Source organism: Streptomyces sp. NPDC050085 (assembly GCF_044460595.1).
Taxonomy (GTDB): Bacteria; Actinomycetota; Actinomycetes; order Streptomycetales; family Streptomycetaceae; genus Streptomyces.
The window spans coordinates 654,022-674,725 of the sequence record NZ_JBITJZ010000004.1; the positions used below are offsets into that span (position 1 = coordinate 654,022).

Annotated in this window: 17 protein-coding genes, 1 pseudogene and 1 riboswitch; of the genes and pseudogenes, 8 read left to right on the plus strand and 10 right to left on the minus strand. The window is 70.5% G+C overall.

Annotated elements, in window-relative coordinates; genetic code table 11:
• Window positions 1-5: 5 nt before the first annotated feature.
• A complete protein-coding gene (gene trpS, locus ACIBUY_RS19190) occupies window positions 6-1,019 on the minus strand; it encodes a tryptophan--tRNA ligase (RefSeq protein ID WP_365577854.1) in 1,014 nt (337 codons plus the stop codon).
• Between the two features lie 219 nt (window positions 1,020-1,238).
• On the opposite strand from trpS, the gene ACIBUY_RS19195 reads away from it, so the two are divergent.
• The 3 genes from ACIBUY_RS19195 to ACIBUY_RS19205 all read left to right on the plus strand — a co-directional run bounded on the left by ACIBUY_RS19195 (window position 1,239) and on the right by ACIBUY_RS19205 (window position 3,468).
• The gene (locus ACIBUY_RS19195; protein ID WP_365577852.1) at window positions 1,239-1,838 is read left to right on the plus strand and encodes a sigma-70 family RNA polymerase sigma factor; all 600 of its coding nucleotides are present in this window, start codon (window positions 1,239-1,241) and stop codon (window positions 1,836-1,838) included.
• A complete protein-coding gene (locus tag ACIBUY_RS19200; RefSeq protein ID WP_365577850.1) occupies window positions 1,810-2,628 on the plus strand; it encodes a hypothetical protein in 819 nt (272 codons plus the stop codon). Before ACIBUY_RS19195 ends, ACIBUY_RS19200 begins: the two co-directional genes overlap by 29 nt.
• Window positions 2,629-2,859: 231 nt before the next feature.
• Window positions 2,860-3,468 carry a hypothetical protein gene (locus tag ACIBUY_RS19205; RefSeq protein ID WP_365577848.1) on the plus strand — a complete coding sequence of 203 codons (609 nt, stop codon included), beginning with the start codon at window positions 2,860-2,862 and terminating at the stop codon, window positions 3,466-3,468.
• An 82-nt stretch (window positions 3,469-3,550) separates the two neighbouring features.
• Here ACIBUY_RS19205 and ACIBUY_RS19210 read toward each other — a convergent pair whose 3' ends face one another.
• Window positions 3,551-5,026, minus strand: coding sequence for a glycine hydroxymethyltransferase (locus tag ACIBUY_RS19210; protein ID WP_365577846.1), 1,476 nt, complete (start codon window positions 5,024-5,026; stop codon window positions 3,551-3,553).
• 61 nt (window positions 5,027-5,087) lie between these two features.
• A riboswitch (ZMP/ZTP riboswitch) is annotated at window positions 5,088-5,174 on the minus strand.
• A gap of 187 nt (window positions 5,175-5,361) precedes the next feature.
• On the opposite strand from ACIBUY_RS19210, the gene rocD reads away from it, so the two are divergent.
• A complete protein-coding gene (gene rocD / locus ACIBUY_RS19215; RefSeq protein ID WP_365577844.1) occupies window positions 5,362-6,549 on the plus strand; it encodes an ornithine--oxo-acid transaminase in 1,188 nt (395 codons plus the stop codon).
• A 138-nt stretch (window positions 6,550-6,687) separates the two neighbouring features.
• Here rocD and ACIBUY_RS19220 read toward each other — a convergent pair whose 3' ends face one another.
• Window positions 6,688-7,887 carry a glutathionylspermidine synthase family protein gene (locus ACIBUY_RS19220; RefSeq protein ID WP_365577920.1) on the minus strand — a complete coding sequence of 400 codons (1,200 nt, stop codon included), beginning with the start codon at window positions 7,885-7,887 and terminating at the stop codon, window positions 6,688-6,690.
• A 7-nt stretch (window positions 7,888-7,894) separates the two neighbouring features.
• Window positions 7,895-8,284 (minus strand): hypothetical protein, encoded by a 390-nt coding sequence (locus ACIBUY_RS19225; RefSeq protein WP_365577842.1) that lies wholly within the window; start codon window positions 8,282-8,284, stop codon window positions 7,895-7,897.
• Window positions 8,285-8,415: 131 nt separating this feature from the next.
• Between ACIBUY_RS19225 and ACIBUY_RS19230 the strand changes: the two genes are divergently transcribed.
• Window positions 8,416-9,267 (plus strand): hypothetical protein, encoded by an 852-nt coding sequence (locus ACIBUY_RS19230; protein ID WP_399153190.1) that lies wholly within the window; start codon window positions 8,416-8,418, stop codon window positions 9,265-9,267.
• A 181-nt stretch (window positions 9,268-9,448) separates the two neighbouring features.
• Here ACIBUY_RS19230 and ACIBUY_RS19235 read toward each other — a convergent pair whose 3' ends face one another.
• Window positions 9,449-10,957, minus strand: coding sequence for a PLP-dependent aminotransferase family protein (locus tag ACIBUY_RS19235; RefSeq protein WP_399153125.1), 1,509 nt, complete (start codon window positions 10,955-10,957; stop codon window positions 9,449-9,451).
• 188 nt (window positions 10,958-11,145) lie between these two features.
• Here ACIBUY_RS19235 and ACIBUY_RS19240 point away from each other — a divergent pair, with 188 nt between their 5' ends.
• The 3 genes from ACIBUY_RS19240 to ACIBUY_RS19250 are packed head-to-tail and all read left to right on the plus strand — an operon-like array spanning window position 11,146 to window position 12,961.
• Window positions 11,146-11,727: a carboxymuconolactone decarboxylase family protein gene (locus ACIBUY_RS19240; protein WP_399153126.1), complete on the plus strand. Its 582-nt coding sequence runs from the start codon at window positions 11,146-11,148 to the stop codon at window positions 11,725-11,727.
• An 8-nt stretch (window positions 11,728-11,735) separates the two neighbouring features.
• Window positions 11,736-12,173, plus strand: coding sequence for a carboxymuconolactone decarboxylase family protein (locus ACIBUY_RS19245; protein ID WP_365577836.1), 438 nt, complete (start codon window positions 11,736-11,738; stop codon window positions 12,171-12,173).
• The gene (locus ACIBUY_RS19250; RefSeq protein ID WP_399153127.1) at window positions 12,167-12,961 is read left to right on the plus strand and encodes an isocitrate lyase/phosphoenolpyruvate mutase family protein; all 795 of its coding nucleotides are present in this window, start codon (window positions 12,167-12,169) and stop codon (window positions 12,959-12,961) included. Before ACIBUY_RS19245 ends, ACIBUY_RS19250 begins: the two co-directional genes overlap by 7 nt.
• 194 nt (window positions 12,962-13,155) lie before the next feature.
• Here the strand turns inward: ACIBUY_RS19250 and ACIBUY_RS19255 are convergent, their stop codons facing one another.
• The 5 genes and pseudogenes from ACIBUY_RS19255 to ACIBUY_RS19275 all read right to left on the minus strand — a co-directional run bounded on the left by ACIBUY_RS19255 (window position 13,156) and on the right by ACIBUY_RS19275 (window position 20,659).
• Window positions 13,156-14,118, minus strand: a complete 963-nt coding sequence (locus ACIBUY_RS19255; protein WP_365577916.1) for an ABC transporter substrate-binding protein — start codon at window positions 14,116-14,118, stop codon at window positions 13,156-13,158.
• Window positions 14,119-14,122: 4 nt separating this feature from the next.
• On the minus strand, window positions 14,123-16,090 hold the full coding sequence (locus ACIBUY_RS19260; RefSeq protein WP_399153128.1) for an ABC transporter permease: 1,968 nt from the start codon (window positions 16,088-16,090) through the stop codon (window positions 14,123-14,125).
• A gap of 338 nt (window positions 16,091-16,428) precedes the next feature.
• Window positions 16,429-17,527, minus strand: a pseudogene (locus ACIBUY_RS19265) (glycine betaine/L-proline ABC transporter ATP-binding protein); the annotation flags it as partial.
• Window positions 17,527-19,065: a GMC family oxidoreductase gene (locus ACIBUY_RS19270; protein WP_399153129.1), complete on the minus strand. Its 1,539-nt coding sequence runs from the start codon at window positions 19,063-19,065 to the stop codon at window positions 17,527-17,529. The gene ACIBUY_RS19270 and the pseudogene ACIBUY_RS19265, both read right to left, overlap by 1 nt.
• An 82-nt stretch (window positions 19,066-19,147) precedes the next feature.
• A complete protein-coding gene (locus ACIBUY_RS19275; protein WP_365577828.1) occupies window positions 19,148-20,659 on the minus strand; it encodes an aldehyde dehydrogenase family protein in 1,512 nt (503 codons plus the stop codon).
• Between the last annotated feature and the right edge of the window lie 45 nt (window positions 20,660-20,704).

The window sequence follows — 20,704 nt, forward strand, 5'->3', positions numbered from 1 at the left end:
TGCGGCTAGTGCTTGGCGGGCAGGAAGCCGACCTTCTCGTACGTCTGGGAAAGGGTCTCGGCGGCGACGGTCCGCGCCTTCTCCGCGCCCTTGGCCAGGATCGAGTCGAGCGTCTCCGGGTCGTCCAGATACTCCTGCGTGCGGGTCCGGAACGGCGTCACGAAGTCGACCATGACCTCGGCCAGGTCCGTCTTGAGCGCACCGTACATCTTGCCCTCGTACTTCTGCTCCAGTTCCGGGATACCGGTGCCGGTGAGGGTGGAGTAGATGGTGAGGAGATTGCTCACACCCGGCTTGTTCTCCGCGTCGAAGCGGATGACGGTCTCGGTGTCGGTGACCGCGCTCTTGACCTTCTTGGCGGTGGTCTTCGGGTCGTCGAGCAGGTTGATGAGGCCCTTCGGCGTCGACGCCGACTTGCTCATCTTGATCGACGGGTCCTGAAGGTCGTAGATCTTGGCCGTCTCCTTGAGGATGTACGGCGCCGGGATCGTGAAGGTGTCACCGAAGCGGCCGTTGAAGCGCGTCGCGAGGTCACGGGTCAGCTCGATGTGCTGCCGCTGGTCCTCGCCGACCGGAACCTGGTTGGCCTGGTACAGCAGGATGTCCGCGACCTGCAGGATCGGGTACGTGAACAGGCCGACGGACGCACGGTCGGCACCCTGCTTCGCGGACTTGTCCTTGAACTGGGTCATACGGCTGGCCTCGCCGAAGCCTGTGAGGCAGTTCATGACCCAGGCGAGCTGAGCGTGCTCGGGGACGTGGCTCTGGACGAACAGCGTGCAGCGCTCCGGATCGAGGCCGGCGGCCAGGAGCTGGGCGGCGGCAAGACGCGTGTTCGCACGCAGTTCCTTCGGATCCTGCGGAACCGTGATCGCGTGCAGGTCCACCACCATGTAGAAGGCGTCATGGGACTCCTGCAGCGCCACCCACTGGCGGACCGCGCCGAGGTAGTTGCCGAGGTGGAACGAGCCTGCGGTGGGCTGGATTCCGGAGAGCACACGAGGACTGTCAGAGGCCATGCCCCTCATTCTCTCAGGTGTCTCTCATTGCTCGGGGCCCGGTGTGCGACGCGTGCACGCCAAGCAGGGACGTGGTGCGCTCACCGCGGGCCAACGCGTGACGGGCTGTGAGAACTCGTGCGTGACGGGTGGGAACCGATCACCCTCGGCCGGTGTATCAAAGGTGTGAGGGCACAGGGGGAAGTCCTGGAGGGGGGCCGCGTCGTCGACGAGGGTGCGGTGATCGCCCGCGTGCGCGCCGGAGAGCCGGAGGCGTACGCGGAGTTGGTCCGCGCTTTCACCGGGATCGCCCTGCGCGCAGCGACAGCGCTGGGCGCAGGGGCGGACGCGGAGGACGTCGTACAGCAGTCCTTCTTCAAGGCGTATTGCAGCTTGGGACGATTCAGGGACGGCTCGGCCTTCCGACCGTGGCTGCTCAAGATCGTCGCCAATGAGACGAGGAACACAGTGAGATCGGCAGGGCGGCATCGCTCCGCCGTCGGCCGGGAGGCCGCGATGGCCGAGGCCGAGCCGCTGATACCGGAGGCGGCCGACCCGGCGGTCGCCGCGATCGAGATAGAACGCCGGTCGGAGCTGCTGGCCGCGCTGGAGTTGCTGAGCGAGGAGCATCGGCTCGTCGTCACCTATCGCTATCTGCTGGAGATGGACGAGGTGGAGACGGCGCAGGCACTCGGCTGGCCGCGTGGCACGGTCAAGTCCCGGCTCAATCGTGCGCTGCACAAGCTCGGCCAGTTGCTGCCCGCGGGACAGAATTCCTCATCGGTACCGGCGCAGCGGCTGAGGAAGGGAGGTGACAGACGTGGGCGAGCGGCGCGATGAGGACCCGGGGCTGCCCGACGAGCTGCGCTCGCTGGGTCGCCTCATGGAGGGGTCGGACGGCGCGGGCGAGACGATGGCGGAGCGTGTCCTGGCGCAGATACTCGCCGAGCGTGTGCCCACGCCTGTCGCCGAGCCGCCAGGGCCTCGACGGCTCCTTCGCCGGATACGACGCTGGGCGCGACTGCGCCGGCGCGTGCTCACCGCTGCCCTGTGCGGCGTGGCGACGGTCGCCGTGCTCACGCCTCCGGTGCGGGCCGCGGTCGCGGACTGGTTCGGCTTCGGCGGCGTCGAAGTGCGCTACGACCCTTCGGCGACGCCGTCGACCGGTGCCCAGATCCCTGGCTGCAGCCCCTCCCTCTCCATGGAGCAGGCTGTGCGCCGGGCAGGGTTTCGGCCGATGATCCCGACCGAGCTGGGGTCGCCCGACGGAATCTCTGTCACCGGCGAGCCGGGCCATCGTGCTCTGCTCACCCTGTGCTGGCGCGAGACGGGTCGGACGATACGGCTCGACGAGTATCCGGCCACGCTGGACATCGGCTTCGCCAAGACGATCCCGGTTCCGCCCCGTTGGGTGACGGTGCGTGGCGACACCGGACTGTGGTTCACCGGCGAGCACCGACTGACCTTCTGGATGTTCGACCCACAGGGCGACCAGTGGAAGCGGACGGAGCGGACGGCTGGACCGACTCTGCTGTGGACGTCCGAGGGCCGGCTCACGTTGCGCCTGGAAGGGATCGCGTCCCAGGACGAGGCGCTGAAGGTCGCCAGATCGGTTCGCGAACCGCGCTAGAGCCTGTCCTGGCGTCGAAAGACGTGCCGCCGGATTGGGAACCCGGACCGCTCGAGCGGTGTACCAGAAGTGAAACCAGCGCGGAGGGGCCGCGCCGGAGATCGGCTGGGGGTTCGGATGCGTACGGTACGGAGATGGGCGGCGCTGGCCGCAGCGCTGACAGCCGCACTGGCCATGATCCTTCTGAGTGGGACGCAAGCTGTGGCCGGCGGACCGACGAGCGTCCTCGTCGTGTCGCCGGAGAGCTTGCAGAGCAAGTCGCTCTACTTCAGTGACAAGGCGTACGACCAACTGAGCGCCCTGCTCGGCGAGTCAGACATGGGACAGGAGACCGTGCCTCCCGGACTCGGCGTCGCTGCGGGACGGCAGCTCAATGTGACGTGGATGATCCATGACGTGCAGCCATGGCGCGTGGACCGGGTCTACCCGGACACTCCGCGCAGCATGGACGTCTGGATCCACACGTCCACGAGCGTCCCGAAGTCGTACAACGGTTACTGGCACAAGGCCCAGAAGCCGGCTGAACTGCGGGCGCTGTTGCGCAAGTTGGGCGTGATGGGCAAGCGGGTGCCAGGAGGCGTCTCACCCATCTTTCCCACCCCGGAGACATCCGCGGCTCCGGCCGTGGCGGATCCGGGCACCGATGCCACCGCGCCGGCCGCGACCGCGTCGACATCGCAGGGCGGGGGAACCGACTGGTGGTGGGCGCTGCCCGGTCTGGCCGCCGGGGCAGCGGCAGCCCTGCTGCTGCGGCCGCTGCTCATACGTCTGCCGGAGACGTTCGCTCCGGCGCGCGGGCGCAGGGAGCCAGGGCCTCGGCAGGAGCTGCGGGACATGTGACCGCCGCGAGGAGCAGGGCCTTGGGCTCATCGACGCCGCCGCCTCCTGCTGGGAGATCCCGTTCGGAGGCGGCGGTCAGCACTCAGGTGAGGTCGACGGCGGGGTAGAGCGGGAAGCCGGCGAGAAGGTCGGCGGCCCGCTGCGACACCTCGTCGGAGACCTTGGTCTCCAGGACGTGCTGGGCCTTGGAGGGGGCGCCCTTGCTGGTGGTGCCGGGCTCGGCCGCCGTGAGGACACGGTCGATGAGTGCGGCGATCTCGTCCATCTCGGCCGCGCCCAGGCCGCGGGTGGTGAGCGCGGGAGTGCCGATGCGGATGCCGGAGGTGTACCAGGCGCCGTTCGGATCGGCGGGGATCGCGTTGCGGTTGGTGACGATGCCGGAATCAAGGAGCGCGGACTCGGCCTGACGGCCGGTCAGACCGTAGGAGGTGGCGACATCGATCAGATTGAGGTGGTTGTCCGTACCACCGGTGACCAGGGTGGCGCCGCGTCGGGTGAGCCCTTCGGCGAGGGCGCGGGCATTGTCGACGACGGCCTGGGCGTAGTCGCGGAAGTCGGGGCGGCGGGCCTCCGCGAGGGCCACGGCCTTGGCTGCCATGACGTGCGGCAGCGGGCCGCCCAGCACCATCGGACAGCCGCGGTCGACCTGGTCGGCGAGCGAGTCGTCGCACAGGACCATGCCGCCGCGCGGGCCGCGCAGCGACTTGTGGGTGGTCGTGGTGACGATCTGGGCGTGCGGCACCGGGTCGAAGTCGCCGGTGAGGACCTTGCCGGCGACGAGGCCGGCGAAGTGCGCCATGTCGACCATCAGCGTCGCCCCGACCTCGTCGGCGATCTCCCGCATGATGCGGAAGTTCACCAGGCGCGGGTACGCGGAGTATCCGGCGACGATGATCAGCGGCTTGAACTCGCGGGCCGTCGCGCGCAGCGCTTCATAGTCCAGGAGTCCGGTGGCCGGGTCGGTGCCATAGCTGCGCTGGTCGAACATCTTGCCGGAGATGTTGGGCCGGAACCCGTGGGTGAGGTGGCCGCCGGCGTCCAGGGACATGCCGAGCATGCGCTGGTTGCCGAAGGCCTGGCGCAGTTCGGCCCAGTCGGCGTCGCCGAGGTCGTTCACGTTGCGCACGCCGGCCCGCTGCAGGGCGGGGGCCTCGACGCGGTCGGCGAGGACGGCCCAGAAGGCGACGAGGTTGGCGTCGATGCCGGAGTGCGGCTGGACGTACGCGTGCTGGGCCCCGAAGAGTTCGCGCGCGTGCTCGGCGGCCAGGGACTCGACGGTGTCGACGTTGCGGCAGCCCGCGTAGAAGCGACGGCCGACGGTGCCTTCGGCGTACTTGTCGCTGAACCAGTTGCCCATCGCCAGCAGGGTGGCCGGAGAGGCGTAGTTCTCGCTGGCGATCAGCTTGAGCATCTCGCGCTGGTCGGCGATCTCCTGGCCGATGGCGTCGGCGACCCGGGGTTCCACACTCCGGATCACGTCGAGGGCGCTGCGGAAGGCGACGGACTCAGTGGACAGACCGGTGGACGCAGAGGAGGAAGAATGAGTGGGCTCTGGCATGAAGGACCTCCGGGACGGGTTCTCCCCTGCCCGCGTGATGTCGGGCTCGAGGGGCAGTGCACGGTTCGGCCCAGGCGCACGGCACACAGTTCACGGGCCGCTCCCCGATGGTCGGTCCCATCCCAGCGCGCCAGTCACGGCCCTGGCATCACACTACCGGGCGCGCCGGTGCGCGAGGTTTCCACGTCCAGGATGCGAGCGACGATAGGAAAGGGCCACAAACCCGTCTCGCGCCGTAAGAGCCGCAAGGCCCTCAGAGCCGTAAGAACGGAGATCCCGTGACTTCTGTGACTCCTCCCCCCACCGCCGGGGACCCTGGTGCCGCTACGGAGAGGTTGATTGCCGCCTCCGACGAGCACAGCGCGCACAACTACCACCCACTGCCCGTCGTCGTCGCCACGGCGGAGGGCGCATGGATGACGGACGTCGAGGGACGCCGCTATCTGGACATGCTCGCCGGATACTCCGCGCTCAACTTCGGGCACGGGAACCGGCGGCTGATCGAGGCGGCCAAGGCCCAGTTGGAGCGGGTCACGCTGACCTCCCGGGCGTTCCATCACGACAGGTTCGCCGAATTCTGCACTCAGCTCGCCGAGTTGTGCGGCATGGAGATGGTGCTGCCGATGAACACGGGCGCGGAGGCGGTCGAGACCGCTGTGAAGACCGCCCGGAAGTGGGGGTACCGCGTCAAGGGGGTGCCCGACGGCCGGGCCCGGATCGTGGTCGCGAGCGACAACTTCCACGGCCGTACGACGACGATCGTCAGCTTCTCCACGGATCCGGAGGCCCGGGCGGACTTCGGGCCCTACACGCCGGGGTTCGACATCGTCCCGTACGGGGACCTGGCGGCGCTGCGGGATGCGGTCACGGAGGACACGGTCGCGGTCCTGCTGGAGCCGATCCAGGGCGAGGCGGGGGTGCTCGTGCCGCCTGCCGGATACCTCGCTGGGGTCAGGCAGTTGACGCGCGAGCGCAGCGTGCTGTTCATCGCGGACGAGATCCAGTCGGGGCTCGGGCGGACGGGGCGGACGTTCGCCTGCGAGCACGAGGGTGTGGTGCCCGACATGTATGTGCTGGGCAAGGCGCTCGGCGGCGGTGTCGTGCCCGTGTCGGCGGTGGTGTCGAGCACGGCGGTGCTGGGGGTGTTCCGGCCGGGCGAGCACGGATCGACGTTCGGCGGCAATCCGCTCGCGTGTGCTGTCGCCCTCGAGGTGATTGCGATGCTGCGCGGCGGGGAGTTCCAGCAGCGGGCCGCGGAGCTGGGCGAGCATCTGCACACCGAACTGGGGCTGTTGACCGGCACGGGCAAGGTGAGCGAGGTCCGGGGCCGTGGCCTGTGGGCCGGAGTCGACATCGATCCGGCGTACGGGACGGGCCGCGAGATCTCGGAGAAGTTGATGGACCGCGGGGTGCTCGTGAAGGACACCCATGGCTCCACGATCCGGATCGCTCCGCCGCTGGTGATCAGTAAGGAGGATCTCGACTGGGGGCTCGACCAGCTCCGTGCGGTACTCGGCGTATGAACGGCGGCGCCCGGAGACTCCGGACAGTTCTGGAGTCGCCGAGAGTTCCTTGACACCTGAAGAGTGATGACGCCCAGCGGGGCGAGGCGCGTGGTCGGGTCCGGGGTCGGCGGCCCGGGCTCGACCACCGGTCGGCCTCTAGAGGATGACGTGGGGCAGAAAGCGGGCGTACTCGTCCGTGACCGGGCCGGAGGACTCGCGGATGCCGAGACCCGCCGCTTCGTTCTCCACGACCCAGGCGCCGAGCACCACGCGATTGCCGTCGAAGTCGGGCAGTGGACTCAACTCCTGGTAGCAGTAAGCCTCTTCAAGAGAGCCGGCTACGGCCTGTGGGCTGTCCGGCGGGTGAAGGGTGACGCCCGCGCCTTCGCGGCCGAGGAGGGGCTTGGCGACGTACCCGGTGGTGTGGGCCAGTTCGCGGGGGCCGTCCAGATAGGCGGGAAGGAGGTTCGGATGGCCCGGGAAGAGTTCCCAGAGCACCGCCAGCAGGGCCTTGTTGGACAGGAGCATCTTCCAGGCGGGCTCGATCCACAGGGTGGTGCCGGTGCCGCCGCCGTTGTCGAGGGTGTCCAGGACCTGCGGAGCGAAGCGGTCAGTGGTCAGCCACTCCCAGGGATAGAGCTTGAAACAGCTGCGGATGAAGCGGAGCTTCTTGTCGACGAAGCGCCGCGACAGCGGGTCCCAGCCGATGTCCTCCATGGAGATGGCCGCTGTGTCCAGTCCCGCCTGCTCGGCCGTTTCACGCAGGTAGGCCACGGTCATCAGGTCCTCGCCGAGTTCGTCGGCGGCGGAGTGCGCGAAGTGCAGCGGGCTGCCGGGCGGGAGGAGTGGGGCCTGCTTCTTCCAGGCTTCGATCAGCCGCTCGTGGAGGGAGTTCCACTGGTCGGCTCCGGGGAAGCGCTCCTCCATCCAGAACCATTGGGGACTGGCGGCCTCGACGAGGGAGGTGGGGGTGTCGGCGTTGTACTCCAGGAGCTTTGCCGGGGCTCCGGTGCGGCCGTCGTAGTGCAGGTCGAACCGGCCGTACAGGGAGGGGAGTTCATCGCGCCGGTGCCAGGACTCGGACACCAGTGAGGCGAGGCGCGGCTCGGTGATGCCCAGGTCGGCGAGGCGGTCCTGGGTGACCAGATGCTCGGCCGCCGCCAGGCACATCCCGTGCAGTTCCTCGACGACCTCCTCCAGCGCCTCCACCTCGGGAAGGGAGAACTCGTAATAGGCGCTCTCGTCCCAGTAGGGGCGAAGGGAGTCGTCCGGGTAGCGGGTGAGCGGGTAGATCAACCCCTGTTCCTCGACGGTCTGCTGCCAGCCGTCGCGGGGCTGGATGGTGTGGCGCCGCATCGCTGGTTCAGCCACCTCCTGAGCCGGAGCCCGAGCAGCCGAAGCCACCCCGGTCGACTGCCTCGCTGCGACTGAAGGTGCCGGAGTCGGCATGGCTCCCGCTGACGTCGGCGTCGTAGTACCAGGCTCCGTCGACCCGACCGCTGCGGCCGGTGCCGCTCGCACTGCTGCCGGTGCCCGTGCCGGCCTTGCGGCCCTTGCCGCCCGTGGTGGGTCCCGACCCGCTCTTGCAGTACTGGTCGCCGACGATCTTGTACCCGGTGACCGCGTCGTAGCTGTCCCGGTCCACGCAGCGCCGATCCGGATCCGAGCCGCAGGAGGTCAGGGCCGTGGCGAGGACGCCCATGCCGCCGAGCACCACGGTGCTGGACCGAAGCCGCCTTCGTTTCTCCGCCATCGGTGCAACTCCCCCGTCTCTGCCTCGTGCATGTCGGCGGTCAGCGTAGAAGACCACGGGCCCCTCGCGCCCACCCCCTCCCGCTATAGGTCCGACTCCCCTTCCTCTACAGTCACTTTGTGCCCCTTGGAATGATTTGCGCGCTGGGATCCGCGGTCTGCTTCGGTACGGCCTCGGTGCTCCAGGCGATGGCGGCCCGGGCCGCGGAGCCCGGGACCGGGTCCGGAGTGGATGCGGCGCTGCTGATGCGGGCGTTGCGGCAGTGGCGTTATGTCGCGGGGCTCGGGCTCGACGGCCTGGGGTTCGTGCTGCAGGTCGTGGCTCTGCGGTCCCTTCCGATCTACGCCGTCGGGGCGGCGCTCGCTGCGAGCCTGGCCGTCACCGCGGTGGTCGCCGCGCGGCTGCTGCACGTGCGGTTGAGCGGTGCGGAGTGGGGCGCGGTGGGTGCCGTGTGCGCGGGGCTCGCGATGTTGGGGCTGGCTTCCGGGGCCGAGGGCGAGCGGGCCGGTTCGGACACGCTGCGGTTCGTGATGCTCGGGGTTGCACTCGCGGTGCTGGCGATCGGGGCCGCGGCGGGGCGGTTGCCGGGGCGGGGGCGGGCGTTGGCGTTGGGGCTCGGAGCGGGGTTCGGGTTCGGGGTCGTCGAGGTGAGCGTGCGGCTCATCGACGATGTGTCGCCGAGGGCGTTGCTGACGAATCCGGCGACGTATGCGCTCCTTGTGGGCGGGGGCGCGGCGTTCCTGTTGCTGACGTCGGCGTTGCAGCGCGGGTCTGTGACGGTGGCCACGGCGGGGATGGTCGTCGGGGAGACGGTGGGTCCCGCGCTGGTGGGCGTGGTGTGGCTCGGGGACCGAACGCGGTCGGGGCTCGAGTGGCTGGCGGTGTTGGGGTTCGCGGTGGCGGTGGCGGGGGCGTTGGCCCTGGCTCGGTTCGGGGAAGCGCCGACGGTGGAGGAAGGGAAGCCGACCCGGGCGGCGGAGTAGGGCACGGGGTGGACCTGTCGGGCGCCGTCACACTCCCCTGCCCCAACGCACCAACGCACCAACGCACCAACGCACCAACGCACCAACGCACCAACGCACCAGTGTCCTAGTTCCCTAGTGCCCCGCCCCAATCCCCCGACGCACCAGCGCCCCGCCCCAACGCGCCAATGCCCCAACGGCCCTAGGGCAGCACCCTGCACAGTGCGTCCAGGGTGCTGGACCAGGCATGGTCGGGTGGGGTCCCGTAGCCGACCACCAGAGCGTCGCGTGCGGTGGCGTCGGCGGCGGCGTCCTCGTGGCGGAAGCTGGAGAGGCCGGCTACGCCGAGGCGTTGCCAGGCGGCGGCGCGGACGACGGACTGCTCGGTGCCGGGCGGGAGTTGGAGGACCGCGTGCAGGCCGGCGGCGATGCCGGTGGCGTGGACGGAGGGGGCGTGTTCGGCCAGGGCTGCGACGAGTTGGTCGCGGCGGCGTCGATAGCGCAGGCGGGCGCTGCGCAGATGGCGGTCGTAGGCGCCCGAGTTCAGGAACTCGGCGAGGGTCAGCTGGTCGAGGACGCCGCAGGACCAGTCGATGGTGCCCTTGACCTCGATGACCTCTCGGGTGAGCGCTGCGGGCAGGACCATCCAGCCCAGACGCAGGCCGGGGGCGAGTGACTTGCTCGCTGTGCCCAGGTACGCGACGCGGTCGGGGTCGAGTCCCTGGAGGGCGCCCACGGGTTGGCGGTCGTAGCGGAATTCACCGTCGTAGTCGTCCTCGATGATCAGTCCGCCCGTACGTCGTGCCCAGTCGACGGTGGTGGCCCGGCGGTCCGGGTGCAGTGGGACGCCCAGGGGGAACTGATGGGCCGGCGTGAGCAGGACCGCACCGACGTGACTCGGGCCGGTAGGACTCGGACCGATGGGACTCGAACCGGCAGGACTCGGACCGTGGGCCCTGCGAGAGGTGCCTCGCTTTGATGTCCAGGCATCCAACTCACTTGTGTCCGTTCCGAGTTGGTCGACCGGGAGGGGGTGGGTGCGTAGCCCGGAGTGGGTCAGGACGTCCCAGTGGGCGTCAAGGCCGTAGGTCTCCACGGCGATGTCGCGGTCACCCCGGCGGCGCAGCACCTCGCCGAGCAGTTTCAGTGCGTGCACGAAGCCGGCGCAGATGACGATGTGGTCGGGGTGGGCGTGGACCCCGCGGGCGCGGGAGAGGTAGGCGGCGAGGGCGGTGCGAAGTTCGGGACGACCGCGGGGGTCGCCGTAGCCGAGGGCTTCGTTCGGAGCGTTGGTCAGGGCTCGACGGGAGGCCTTGAGCCACTCGGCGCGGGGGAAGGAGGCGAGGTCCGGCGTGCCGGGGTGGAGGTCGTGGAGCAGATGGCCCGCGGCGCGGCGGCCCGGGGCGGGGGCCGGGCGGGGGGCCTCGACGGGGCGTTCGGCGACTCGGGTGCCGGAGCCCTGGCGGGCGGTGAGCCAGCCTTCGGCGACGAGGTCGGCGTAGGCGTCGGCGACGGTGTTGCGGGCGATGCCCAGGTCGGCCGCGAGGGTGCGGGAGGAGGGCAGTCGGGTGCCGGGGGCGAGCCGTCCGCCGCGTACCGCTTCGCGCAGCGCGTCGGTCAGGCCCCGGCGCAGGCCGGAGCCCGTGGGCTCGATGTGGAGGTCGATGCCGAGTGCCTGACCGGAGGGCGAAGTGGCCCAGGATTCTGCCATGGAAATGGACCATACCCCTGGGCTAATTGGTTCGTAGGGTCGAAGCATGACGACGCACGAAAGCGCATCGCATAGAGGCACGCAGGCACACAGGCACACAGGCACACAGGCACACAGGCACAGCCGATCAGCGCACCGGCACCGCAGTCCCGGGTACGACAGCCCGGCGTACGACAGGCGAGGACACCATGAGTGAGACCAGCAGCCACGAAGGCACCGCCCCCGCACGCACCACCGGCACGGGCACCACCGGCACGGACACCACCGGTACGGGAACCACCTCCGGCCCCGCCGAGTACGTGCACGAGCACACGCCGCGGCTCGCCTGGGCGAAGCACGCGCCCGAGGTGTACAAGGCGATGGTCAGGCTCGACGCGGCGGCGCGTCAGGGGCTCGACCCGGTGACGTACGAGCTGGTGAAGATCCGGGCGTCGCAGATCAACCACTGCGCGTTCTGCGTGGACATGCACAGCAAGGACGCGCTGGCCGCGGGCGAGAGCGTGGAGCGGATCATCCAGCTCAGCGCCTGGGAGGAGTCCAAGCACTTCTACACCGAGAAGGAGGTCGCGGCGCTCGCGCTGACGGAGGCGATCACGGTTCTCACGGAGGGGTTCGTGCCGGACGACGTCTACGCGGAGGCGGCGCGGCTCTATGACGAGCGGGAGCTGAGCCAGTTGATCGCGGCGATCACGACGATCAATGCGTGGAACCGGTTCGGGGTCACCACGCGCATGGTTGCCGGGCACTACAAGGCGGGGGACTTCAAGTGAGCGCGCGGATGACGCAGTTGGACCCCAAGGTCCGGGACGCGATGGTCGCGTTCAGTGCGGCGGCGAAGAAGGGGCTCGGGGATCCGGTTCTCGCCGAGTTGGTGATGATCCGGGCCTCGCAGATCAACGAGTGCGCGTTCTGTCTGGACATGCATGTCGACGTCGCCGTGGAGAAGAACGGCGAGAGTGCGAAGCGGATCGCGCTGCTCAACGCCTGGCGAGAGGCCGGGGAGTTGTACAGCGAGCGGGAGCGGGCGGCGCTCGCGCTGACGGAGGCGGTCACCCTGCTCACGGAGGGGTTCGTGCCGGACGAGGTGTACGAGGTCGCGGCCAAGCACTTCGACGAGACCGAGCTCGCGCATCTCATCGGGGCGATCACGGTGATCAACAGTTGGAACCGGCTGATGGTCAGTCGCCGCATCGAGCCGGGAGGCCCCGCATGGTGAACAACCCCGAGAACCCCGAGAACCCTGAGAGCCCTGAGAACGACGAAAACAGCGGGAGCCCCGAAAACGCCGAGCCCGTGGACATCCTCCGGGCGTTGCACCACGGGCGCTCCCCCGCCGATCCTCTCGTCCTGCCGGGGCCCTGGGACGCGGCGAGTGCGCGGGTCTTCGAGGAGACCGGGTTCCCGGCCCTGGCTACGCCGAGCGCGGGGGTCGCGGCGTCGCTCGGGTACGCGGACGGGCAGACGCCGGCGGAGGAGATGTTCGCCGCGGTGACCCGGATCGTGCGGTCGGTGTCGGTGCCGGTGTCGGCGGACATCGAGGGCGGGTACGGGTTGGCGCCCAAGGAGTTGGTCGAGCGGCTTCTGGAGACCGGGGCCGTGGGGTGCAACCTGGAGGACACCGCCCCGGACGGCACCCTCAAGGACCCGGCGCGGCACGCCGATTGGCTGGCCGAGGTGCGGGCGGCCGCCGGGGGACGGATCGTGCTCAACGCGCGGATCGACACGTTCCTCAGAGGGGTCGGCGATCCGGTCGCGGAGGCGATCGAGCGGGCGCGGCTGTACGTGGCCGCGGGCGCGGACTGTGTGTATCCGATCGGGGCACCGGCCGACGTGGTGCCCCGGCTGCGGGCCGGTATCGAAGGGCCGATCAACGTGGCGGCGCTGCCTGGCGGGCCGTCGCTGAAGGGGTGGGGTGAGGCGGGGGCCACTCGGATCACCTTCGGGCCCGGGTTGCAGCGGCGGGCGACCGCGGCGCTACGGGACATCGCGGCCAATCTCGCCTGACCGGCAGTCCCTGACCGGCAGCCCCTGACCGGCAGTCCCCGACCGGGCAGTCCCCGACCGGGCAGTCCCCGACCGGCAGTTGCCGTGCCCCGTTGTCCCGTGTCCCGTGTCCCGTTGTCCCGTACTCGAAGGACGTGCCGGGTGCCCCCGTCAGGAAAGGCACCCGGCACGGTGGTGCGTGGGGAATCTGCCCGTTACTCGGGCAGCCACGCCTCCCACGTGGAGCGGTGAGCGTCGATCCACTTCTTCGCCGCGTCGTCGGGCGAGAGTTTCTGCTCGGCGATCATCAGGGAGACCTCGTTCTGGTCCTCCGTCGTCCAGCGGAAGTTCTTCAGGAGGGCCGCGGCCTTGCCGCCGTCCTTGGCGAAGTCGGCGTTGAGGTACTTCTGCAGCGGGGTCTGCGGATAGGCGCAGGTGATCTTCTTCGGGTCGGCGTCGCAGCCCTCCTTGTAGGCGGGCAGCTTCACCTCGGTCATCGGCACCTTCTTGAAGAGCCACTGCGGCTGGTACCAGTACGTCAGGAACGGCTTCTTCTGCTTGGCGAACTGCTGGATCTGGGTGATCTGGGCGGCTTCGGAGCCGGAGAAGACGACCTGGTAGTTCAGCTTCAGGTTCTGGACCAGGGCCTTGTCGTTGGTGACGTACGACGGTGAGCCGTCGAGGAGTTGGCCCTTGCCGCCGCTCTCCGCGGTCTTCAGCTGGTCGGCGTACTTGTTGAGGTTCTTCCAGTCCGTGACGTCCGGGTGCTGCTTGGCGAAGTACGTGGGGACGAACCAGCCGATGTGTCCGGTGACGCCGAGGCCGCCGCCGTTCACGATGGTCTTCTTGTCCTTGACGTAGCGCGCTTCCTGGTCGGGGTGGCCCCAGTCCTCCATGATCGCGTCGACGCGGCCCTGGCTGAGGGCGTCCCAGGCGGGGACCTCGTCGACCTGGACGGTGTCGACGCGGTAGCCGAGTTCGTGTTCCAGGAGGTACTGGGCGACGGCGACGTTGGCCTGGGCGCCGACCCAGGACTGGACGGAGAGCGTGACCGTCTTGGCGCCGTGGGCATTGGCGTACGGGGAGGACTGCTTGGTCATGTCGGCGGCGCCGCAGCCGCTGACCGTCAGCAGGGCCGCCGCCGCGACAACGACCCCTGTGGCCTTACGGGTTCGCATCACGTCAGGCCTCCTTTCCGGTGCGGGTGCGTCGCTGGGTCGGCTGGGTCACCCGGTCCAGCATCAGGCCGAGGCAGACGATCGCGGCGCCCGCGACGAGGCCGGTGGCGAGGTCGCCCTGGGCGAGGCCGAAGACGACGTCGTAGCCGAGTGCGCCGCCGCCGACGAGGCCGCCGATGATGACGACGGCGAGGACCAGGACGACGCCCTGGTTGACGGCGAGGAGCAACGCCGGGCGGGCGAGCGGGAGTTGGACCTGGCGCAGTTGCTGGCCCGCGGTGGCGCCCATCGAGCGGGACGCCTCCATCGCGGCCGGGTCGACCTGGCGCAGGCCCTGGGTGGTGATGCGGACGACGGCGGGCAGCGCGTAGACGACGGCCGCGGCGACCGCGGGGGCCCGGCCGACGCCGAACAGGGCGACGACCGGGATGAGGTACACGAACTGCGGCATCGTCTGGAAGACGTCGAGGACGGGACGCAGCACGCGCTCGAGGCGTTCGCTGCGGGCGGCCGCGATGCCGATCGCGAAGCCGAGGACCAGGGTCACCGCCACGGCCGCCAGGACCTGGGAGAGAGTGTCGAGGGACGGCTTCCACACGCCGAGTACGCCGATCGCGGCCATGGCGAGCACGGCGGTCAGGGCGGTGCGCCAGGTGCCGATGAGCCAGGCGAGCGCGGCGACGATCAGCAGCACCGACCACCAGGGCAGCCAGGTGAGGCCGTCGCGGACCGGGTCGAGGACCCAGGTGGTGAAGTGGGCGGCCCAGTCGGCGGTGCCGCCGATGACCGGGACGCCGGTGTAGAGGTGGTCGGTCATCCAGCCGACGGCGTCGTTGACGGGGTTCGCGATGTTCACGACCCAGGAGTCGGGCCAGTCGAGGCGGTCGGCGAAGCGGGAGGCGAGCGCGACGGCCACGGTGCCTGCGGCGACGACGCCCCACTTCCAGTGGGCCGGGGGTTCGTGTGCGCCAAGACGTTCGCCCGCGGCGCCGGTCACCCGGTCGAGGATGACGGCGAGCAGCACGATCGGGATGCCGGCGCCGAGTGCGACGCCGACGTCGACGGAGGCGAGGGCCTGGTAGACGCGGTCGCCGAGTCCGGCCGCGCCGATGACCGAGGCGATGACGGCCATCGAGAGGGCCATCATGATCGTCTGGTTGAGGCCGAGCAGGAGTTCCTTGCGGGCCAGCGGAAGGCGCGCGGAGAGCAGGCGTTGGCGGGCCGTCGCGCCGAGCGAGGTGACGGCCTCCATGACGCCGCTGTCGGCCGAGCGCAGGCCGAGGGCGGTGAGGCGGGCCATCGGCGGGGCCGCGTAGACGACGGTGGCGAGGACCGCGGCCGGGACGCCCATGCCGAAGACGAGGACGACCGGCAGGAGGTACGCGTAGGCGGGCAGCACCTGCATGGTGTCGAGGACGGGGCGCAGGGCGCGGTACATGCGCTCGCTCAGGCCGGCGGCGAGCCCGAGCAGGAGGCCGAGCACGACCGAGGCGAGCACGGCGATCACCATGAGGGCCAGGGTCTGCATCGTGGGGACCCACATGCCGAGGGCGCCGCAGGCCAGCAGGGCGACGACGGCGGACGCGGCGAGGCGCCACCCGGCGACGCGCCAGGCGACGAGTCCGGCGGCCGCGGTCACGCCTGCCCAGCCGGCGGCGAGCAGGACGACGTAGACGGCGCGGACGGAGACGATGACCGCGTTGCTGATGTGGCCGAGGAAGTACAGGAACAGCGGGGAGCTGTCACGGTTGTCGATGATCCAGTCGCTGGTCCTGCCGAGCGGCTCGGAGACGTCGACGGTGAGGGCGCCGGGCCAACTGGCTCCGGGCCACTTGGCGTTGACGATCGGGACGATCACCGCCGCGGCCACGGCGAGCAGCAGGAGCTTGCCGAGTACGCGGTGGCGGAGCGCGGCCATGAGAGGGCTCGCGCTGTCCCTGTCCAGCGGGGCTGTTGTGGTGGCGGCCGTCATCTATACCGCCTCCTCGTCCTTCGCGGGCGCCGCGGTGGGCTGCTCGCCCTCGGCCGGGGCAGGCGGGTTCGTGCCTGCGGCCGGGGCAGGCGGGTTCGCGTCCGCAGCCAGATCCGGCGAGTTCGCGCCCGCAGCAGAGCCAGGCAGATTCGCGCCCCCAGCCAGATCCGGCGAGTTCGCGCCCGCAGCGGAGGCAGGCGAGTTCGTGCCGGCGGCAGGGGCGGGGGGATTCGCGCCCCCGGCCGGGGCAGGCGGATTCGCGCCCCCAGCCAGATCCGGCGAGTTCGCGCCCGCAGCAGAGCCAGGCAGATTCGCGTCCGCAGCGGAGGCAGGCGGGTTCGTGCCCGCCACGACCCCGATGAGGCCCTCGTGGTCGATGACCCCGACGCAGCGCCCGTCGTCGACGACCCGTACCGCGAACCCGCTGCGCGCCACCGCCTCGATCGCGTCGGAGACCGTCGCGTCGGGGGCGATCGCGGGTCCCCGGTCGGCCTCGTCCGCGTCGGCCGGGCGCATGGCGCGGCGTACGGTCATGACCTGTTCGCGGGGGACGTCGCGGACGAACTCGCGGACGTAGTCGTCGGCGGGGGCGCCCACGATCTCCTCGGGCGTGCCGAGTTGGACGATCCGGCCGTCGCGCATCAGGGCGATGCGGTCGCCGAGGCGGAGCGCCTCGTTGAGGTCGTGCGTGATGAAGACCATGGTGCGGCCTTCCTCGCGGTGCAGGCGTACGACCTCTTCCTGCATGTCGCGCCGGATCAGCGGGTCGAGCGCGCTGAACGGTTCGTCGAAGAGCAGGACTTCGGGGTCGACGGCCAACGCCCGTGCCAGGCCCACGCGTTGCTGCTGGCCGCCGGAGAGCTGACCGGGCCTGCGCGCTTCCAGGCCCTCGAGGCCCACCTTCGCCACGACCTCGGCCGCCTTCGCGCGGCGTTCGGCGCGGCTCAGGCCCTGGATCTCCAGGCCGTACGCCACGTTGTCGAGGACCGAGCGGTGCGGGAGCAGGCCGAAGTGCTGGAAGACCATCGCGGCGCGGTGGCGGCGCAGGGCACGCAGCCGGGACTTGTCCATGGCGAGGACGTCCTCGCCGTCGATGGACAGCGAGCCGGACGTCGGCTCGATGAGGCGGGTGAGGCAGCGCACCAGGGTCGACTTGCCCGAGCCCGACAGGCCCATCACCACGAAGACCTCGCCGCGCTTCACGTCGAAGGAGACGTCGCGCACGGCGGCCGTGCAGCCGGTGCGGGCGCGCAGCCCGGCGGCGTCGAGGTCGGCCAACTCGGCGTTGCCCGGCACCCGTTCGGCCTTCGGGCCGAAGACCTTCCACAGGTTGCGCACGGAGAAGACGGTCTCCGACCCCGTACCCGACCCCGCACTCGTGCCCGTACCCGTACCCGTACCGGAGGACGTTCGTATCTCACTGGCCTTCGTACTCATCACGCATCACCACCCAGCAGTTCGGCGCACTTCTCCCCGACCATGAGCACCCCGATCATCGGGTTCACCGCGGGCATCGTCGGGAAGACGGACGCGTCGGCGATTCGGATGGCTTGCAGCCCGCGGACCCTCAACTCCGGGTCGACCACGGCGAGTTCATCATTCTTGGCGCCGATACGACAGGTGCCTGCGGGGTGGTAGACGGTATGGGCGACCTTGCGGGCGTACTCGCTCAGTTCCGCGTCGCCGGTGACGTCGGGCCCGGGGCACACCTCGCGCTTGAGCCAGCCCGCCAGCGGGGCCGTCTGCGCGATCTCGCGCGCGATCCGGATCCCGTCGACGAGGGTCTGCCCGTCGTAGTCGTCCTCGTCGGTGAAGTAGCGGAAGTCGAGGGCGGGCTTGACCTCGGGGTCGGCGCTGGTCAGGTAGAGGCGGCCGCGACTGCGGGGCTTGGGGATGTTCGGCGTCATCGACACCCCGTGCGCGGGCTTCTCGTAGCCGAGCCGCTCCGGGTTGTCGGTGAACGGGATTTGGTAGAAGTGGAACATCAGGTCGGGCCCGGCGGCCTCGGGGTCGCGCTGGATGAACAGGCCCGCGTCGCTGTCCATCGCGCTGTTGTCGGGGATCGGCCCGTCCGTCTCCCAGACGATGACGGACTCGGGGTGGTCGAGGAGGTTCTCGCCGACGCCCGGCAGGTCGTGCAGGACGGGGATGCCGAGCTTCTCCAGGTCGGCCTTGGGCCCGATGCCGGAGTGCAGGAGCAGCCGGGGCGTGTCGACGGCGCCCGCGCACACCACCACCTCGCGCCGCGCGGATATCAGCCGCTCGACACCGTCCTTGCCGCGGACGCGCACACCGCTGGCCCGGGTGCCGTCCACGAACTCCAGCTTGTACGCCCAAGTCTCCAGCAGGAGCGTCAGGTTGGGGCGGTCGCCCGCCTCCATGTGGGGGTGGAGGTACGCCACCGACGCGCTCGACCGCTTGTTGCTCTCGGGGTGGTACGCGAGGTCGAAGAAGCCGACGCCGTCCTTGAACGGGCCCTTGTTGAAGCCCTCGACGCGCGGCACGCCGGTCGCCGTCTGCGCGGCCTCGACGAAGTCGCGGGCGATGGCGTTCCGGTCCTTCTCGTCGACCGGCACGATGTTGTTGCGCAGCTTGGCGAAGTAGGGGTCCATCGCCTTGTGGTCCCAGCCCTCGGCACCGGCCGCGGCCCACTCGTCCCAGTCGCCGGGCAGCGGCTTGAACGAGATCAGGGTGTTGTGCGACGAGCAGCCGCCGAGCACCTTGGCGCGGCTGTGCAGGATGTGCGAGTTGCCGCGCGGCTGCTCGGTCGTGGTGTAGCCGTAGTCGAGGTCGCCGCCGAGCAGACCGAGCCAGCGGCGCAGCGTCAGCACGTCGTCGCGGTCGATGTCGCTGGGGCCGCCCTCGATGACGGCGACGGTGACGTCCGGGTTCTCGGTGAGCCGGGAGGCGATCACCGACCCGGCGGTGCCGCCGCCGACTATGACGTAGTCGTACGTTTTCTCGTGTTCAGGCATGCGTCAACTCCAGGGCTTCGCAAGGTACTTCGCGTAATGGGTCGGTACGGGTGCAGGTACGGGCGCGGGTACGGGTACGGGCTCAGCCCGCGAACCACCGCACCGGCTTCGGCGCCAGGTTCTGGTACACGTGCTTGGTCTCGCGGTACTCGGCGAGTCCGGCGGGGCCCAGTTCGCGCCCCACGCCGCTCTTTCCGAAGCCGCCCCACTCGGCCTGCGGCAGGTAGGGGTGGAAGTCGTTGATCCAGACGGTGCCGTGGCGCAGCCGGGCGGCGACCCGGCGGGCGCGGCCCGCGTCCGCCGTCCAGACGGCGCCCGCGAGGCCGTACTCGGTGTCGTTGGCGAGGGCGATCGCCTCGGCCTCGGTGCGGAAGGTCTCGACGGTGAGGATCGGCCCGAAGGTCTCCTCGCGCACGACCCGCATCTCGCGGTGGCACTGGTCGAGGACGGTCGGCTCGTAGAAGTACCCGGTGGCCGGGCGTACGTCGCTCGCCTCGGGCCGCTTGCCGCCGGAGCGCAGCACCGCGCCCTCGGCGAGGGCCGAGGCGACGTACGACTCGGTCTTGTCGCGCTGCTGCTCGCTGACGAGCGGGCCGCATTCGACGCCCGCCTCGGTGCCGCGGCCGAGGCGGATCCTCGCGGCGCGGCGGGCGAGTTCGGCGACGAAGCGTTCGCGCACGGACTCCTCGATGATGAGGCGCGAGCCGGCGGAGCAGACCTGGCCGCTGTGGATGAACGCGGCGTTCAGGGCCTGGTCGACGGCGGTGTCGAAGCCGTCCTCGGTCTCGCAGGCGTCGGCGAAGACGACGTTCGGGTTCTTGCCGCCGAGTTCGAGGGCGACCTTCTTGACGTCCGCGGCGGCGGCCAGCGCGACCTTGGTGCCGCTGGCCAGGCCGCCGGTGAAGGAGACGAGGTCGACGTCGGGGTGGTCGGCCAGGCGTGCGCCCACCGAGGCACCCGGCCCCGTCACGAGGTTGGCGACGCCGTCGGGCAGCCCGGCCTCGATCAGCAGCTCCACGAGGACGACCGTGGTCAGCGGCGTGATCTCGCTCGGCTTGATGACGAAGGTGTTGCCCGCAGCGAGGGCCGGGGCGATCTTCCAACTGGCCTGCAGCAGCGGGTAGTTCCAGGGCGTGATCATCGTGCAGACGCCGACGGGCTCGTGCACGACGACGCTGTGGATCTCGTCGGAGCCCGCGTCGACGACGCGGCCCGCGCCCTCGCCGATGACGAGGTCGGCGAAGTAGCGGAAGGCGTCCGCGACGCAGTCGACGTCGACGCGGCCCTCCTCCACGGTCTTGCCCGCGTCCCGGCTCTCCAGGAGGCCGATCTTCTCCCGGTCCCGGACGAGGAGGTCGGCGACGCGGCGCAGCAGCGCGGCGCGTTCGGCGACGGGCGTGTGCGGCCAGGGTCCCTCGTCGAAGGCGCGCCGGGCGGCGGCGATCGCGGCGTCCGCGTCCTCGGCGCCACCCTCGGCGATCACGGCGAACGGCTTGGCGTCGGCGGGATCGAGGATCTCGCGCGCCGCGCCCGAGGCGGCGCCGCGCCACTGACCGCCGACATGGATGGTGTGTTGTGCTGACACGTCCTGCATTGCCTTCCGTTCCTGAGGTGTTCCCCCGGCATCGCGGACCGCCGG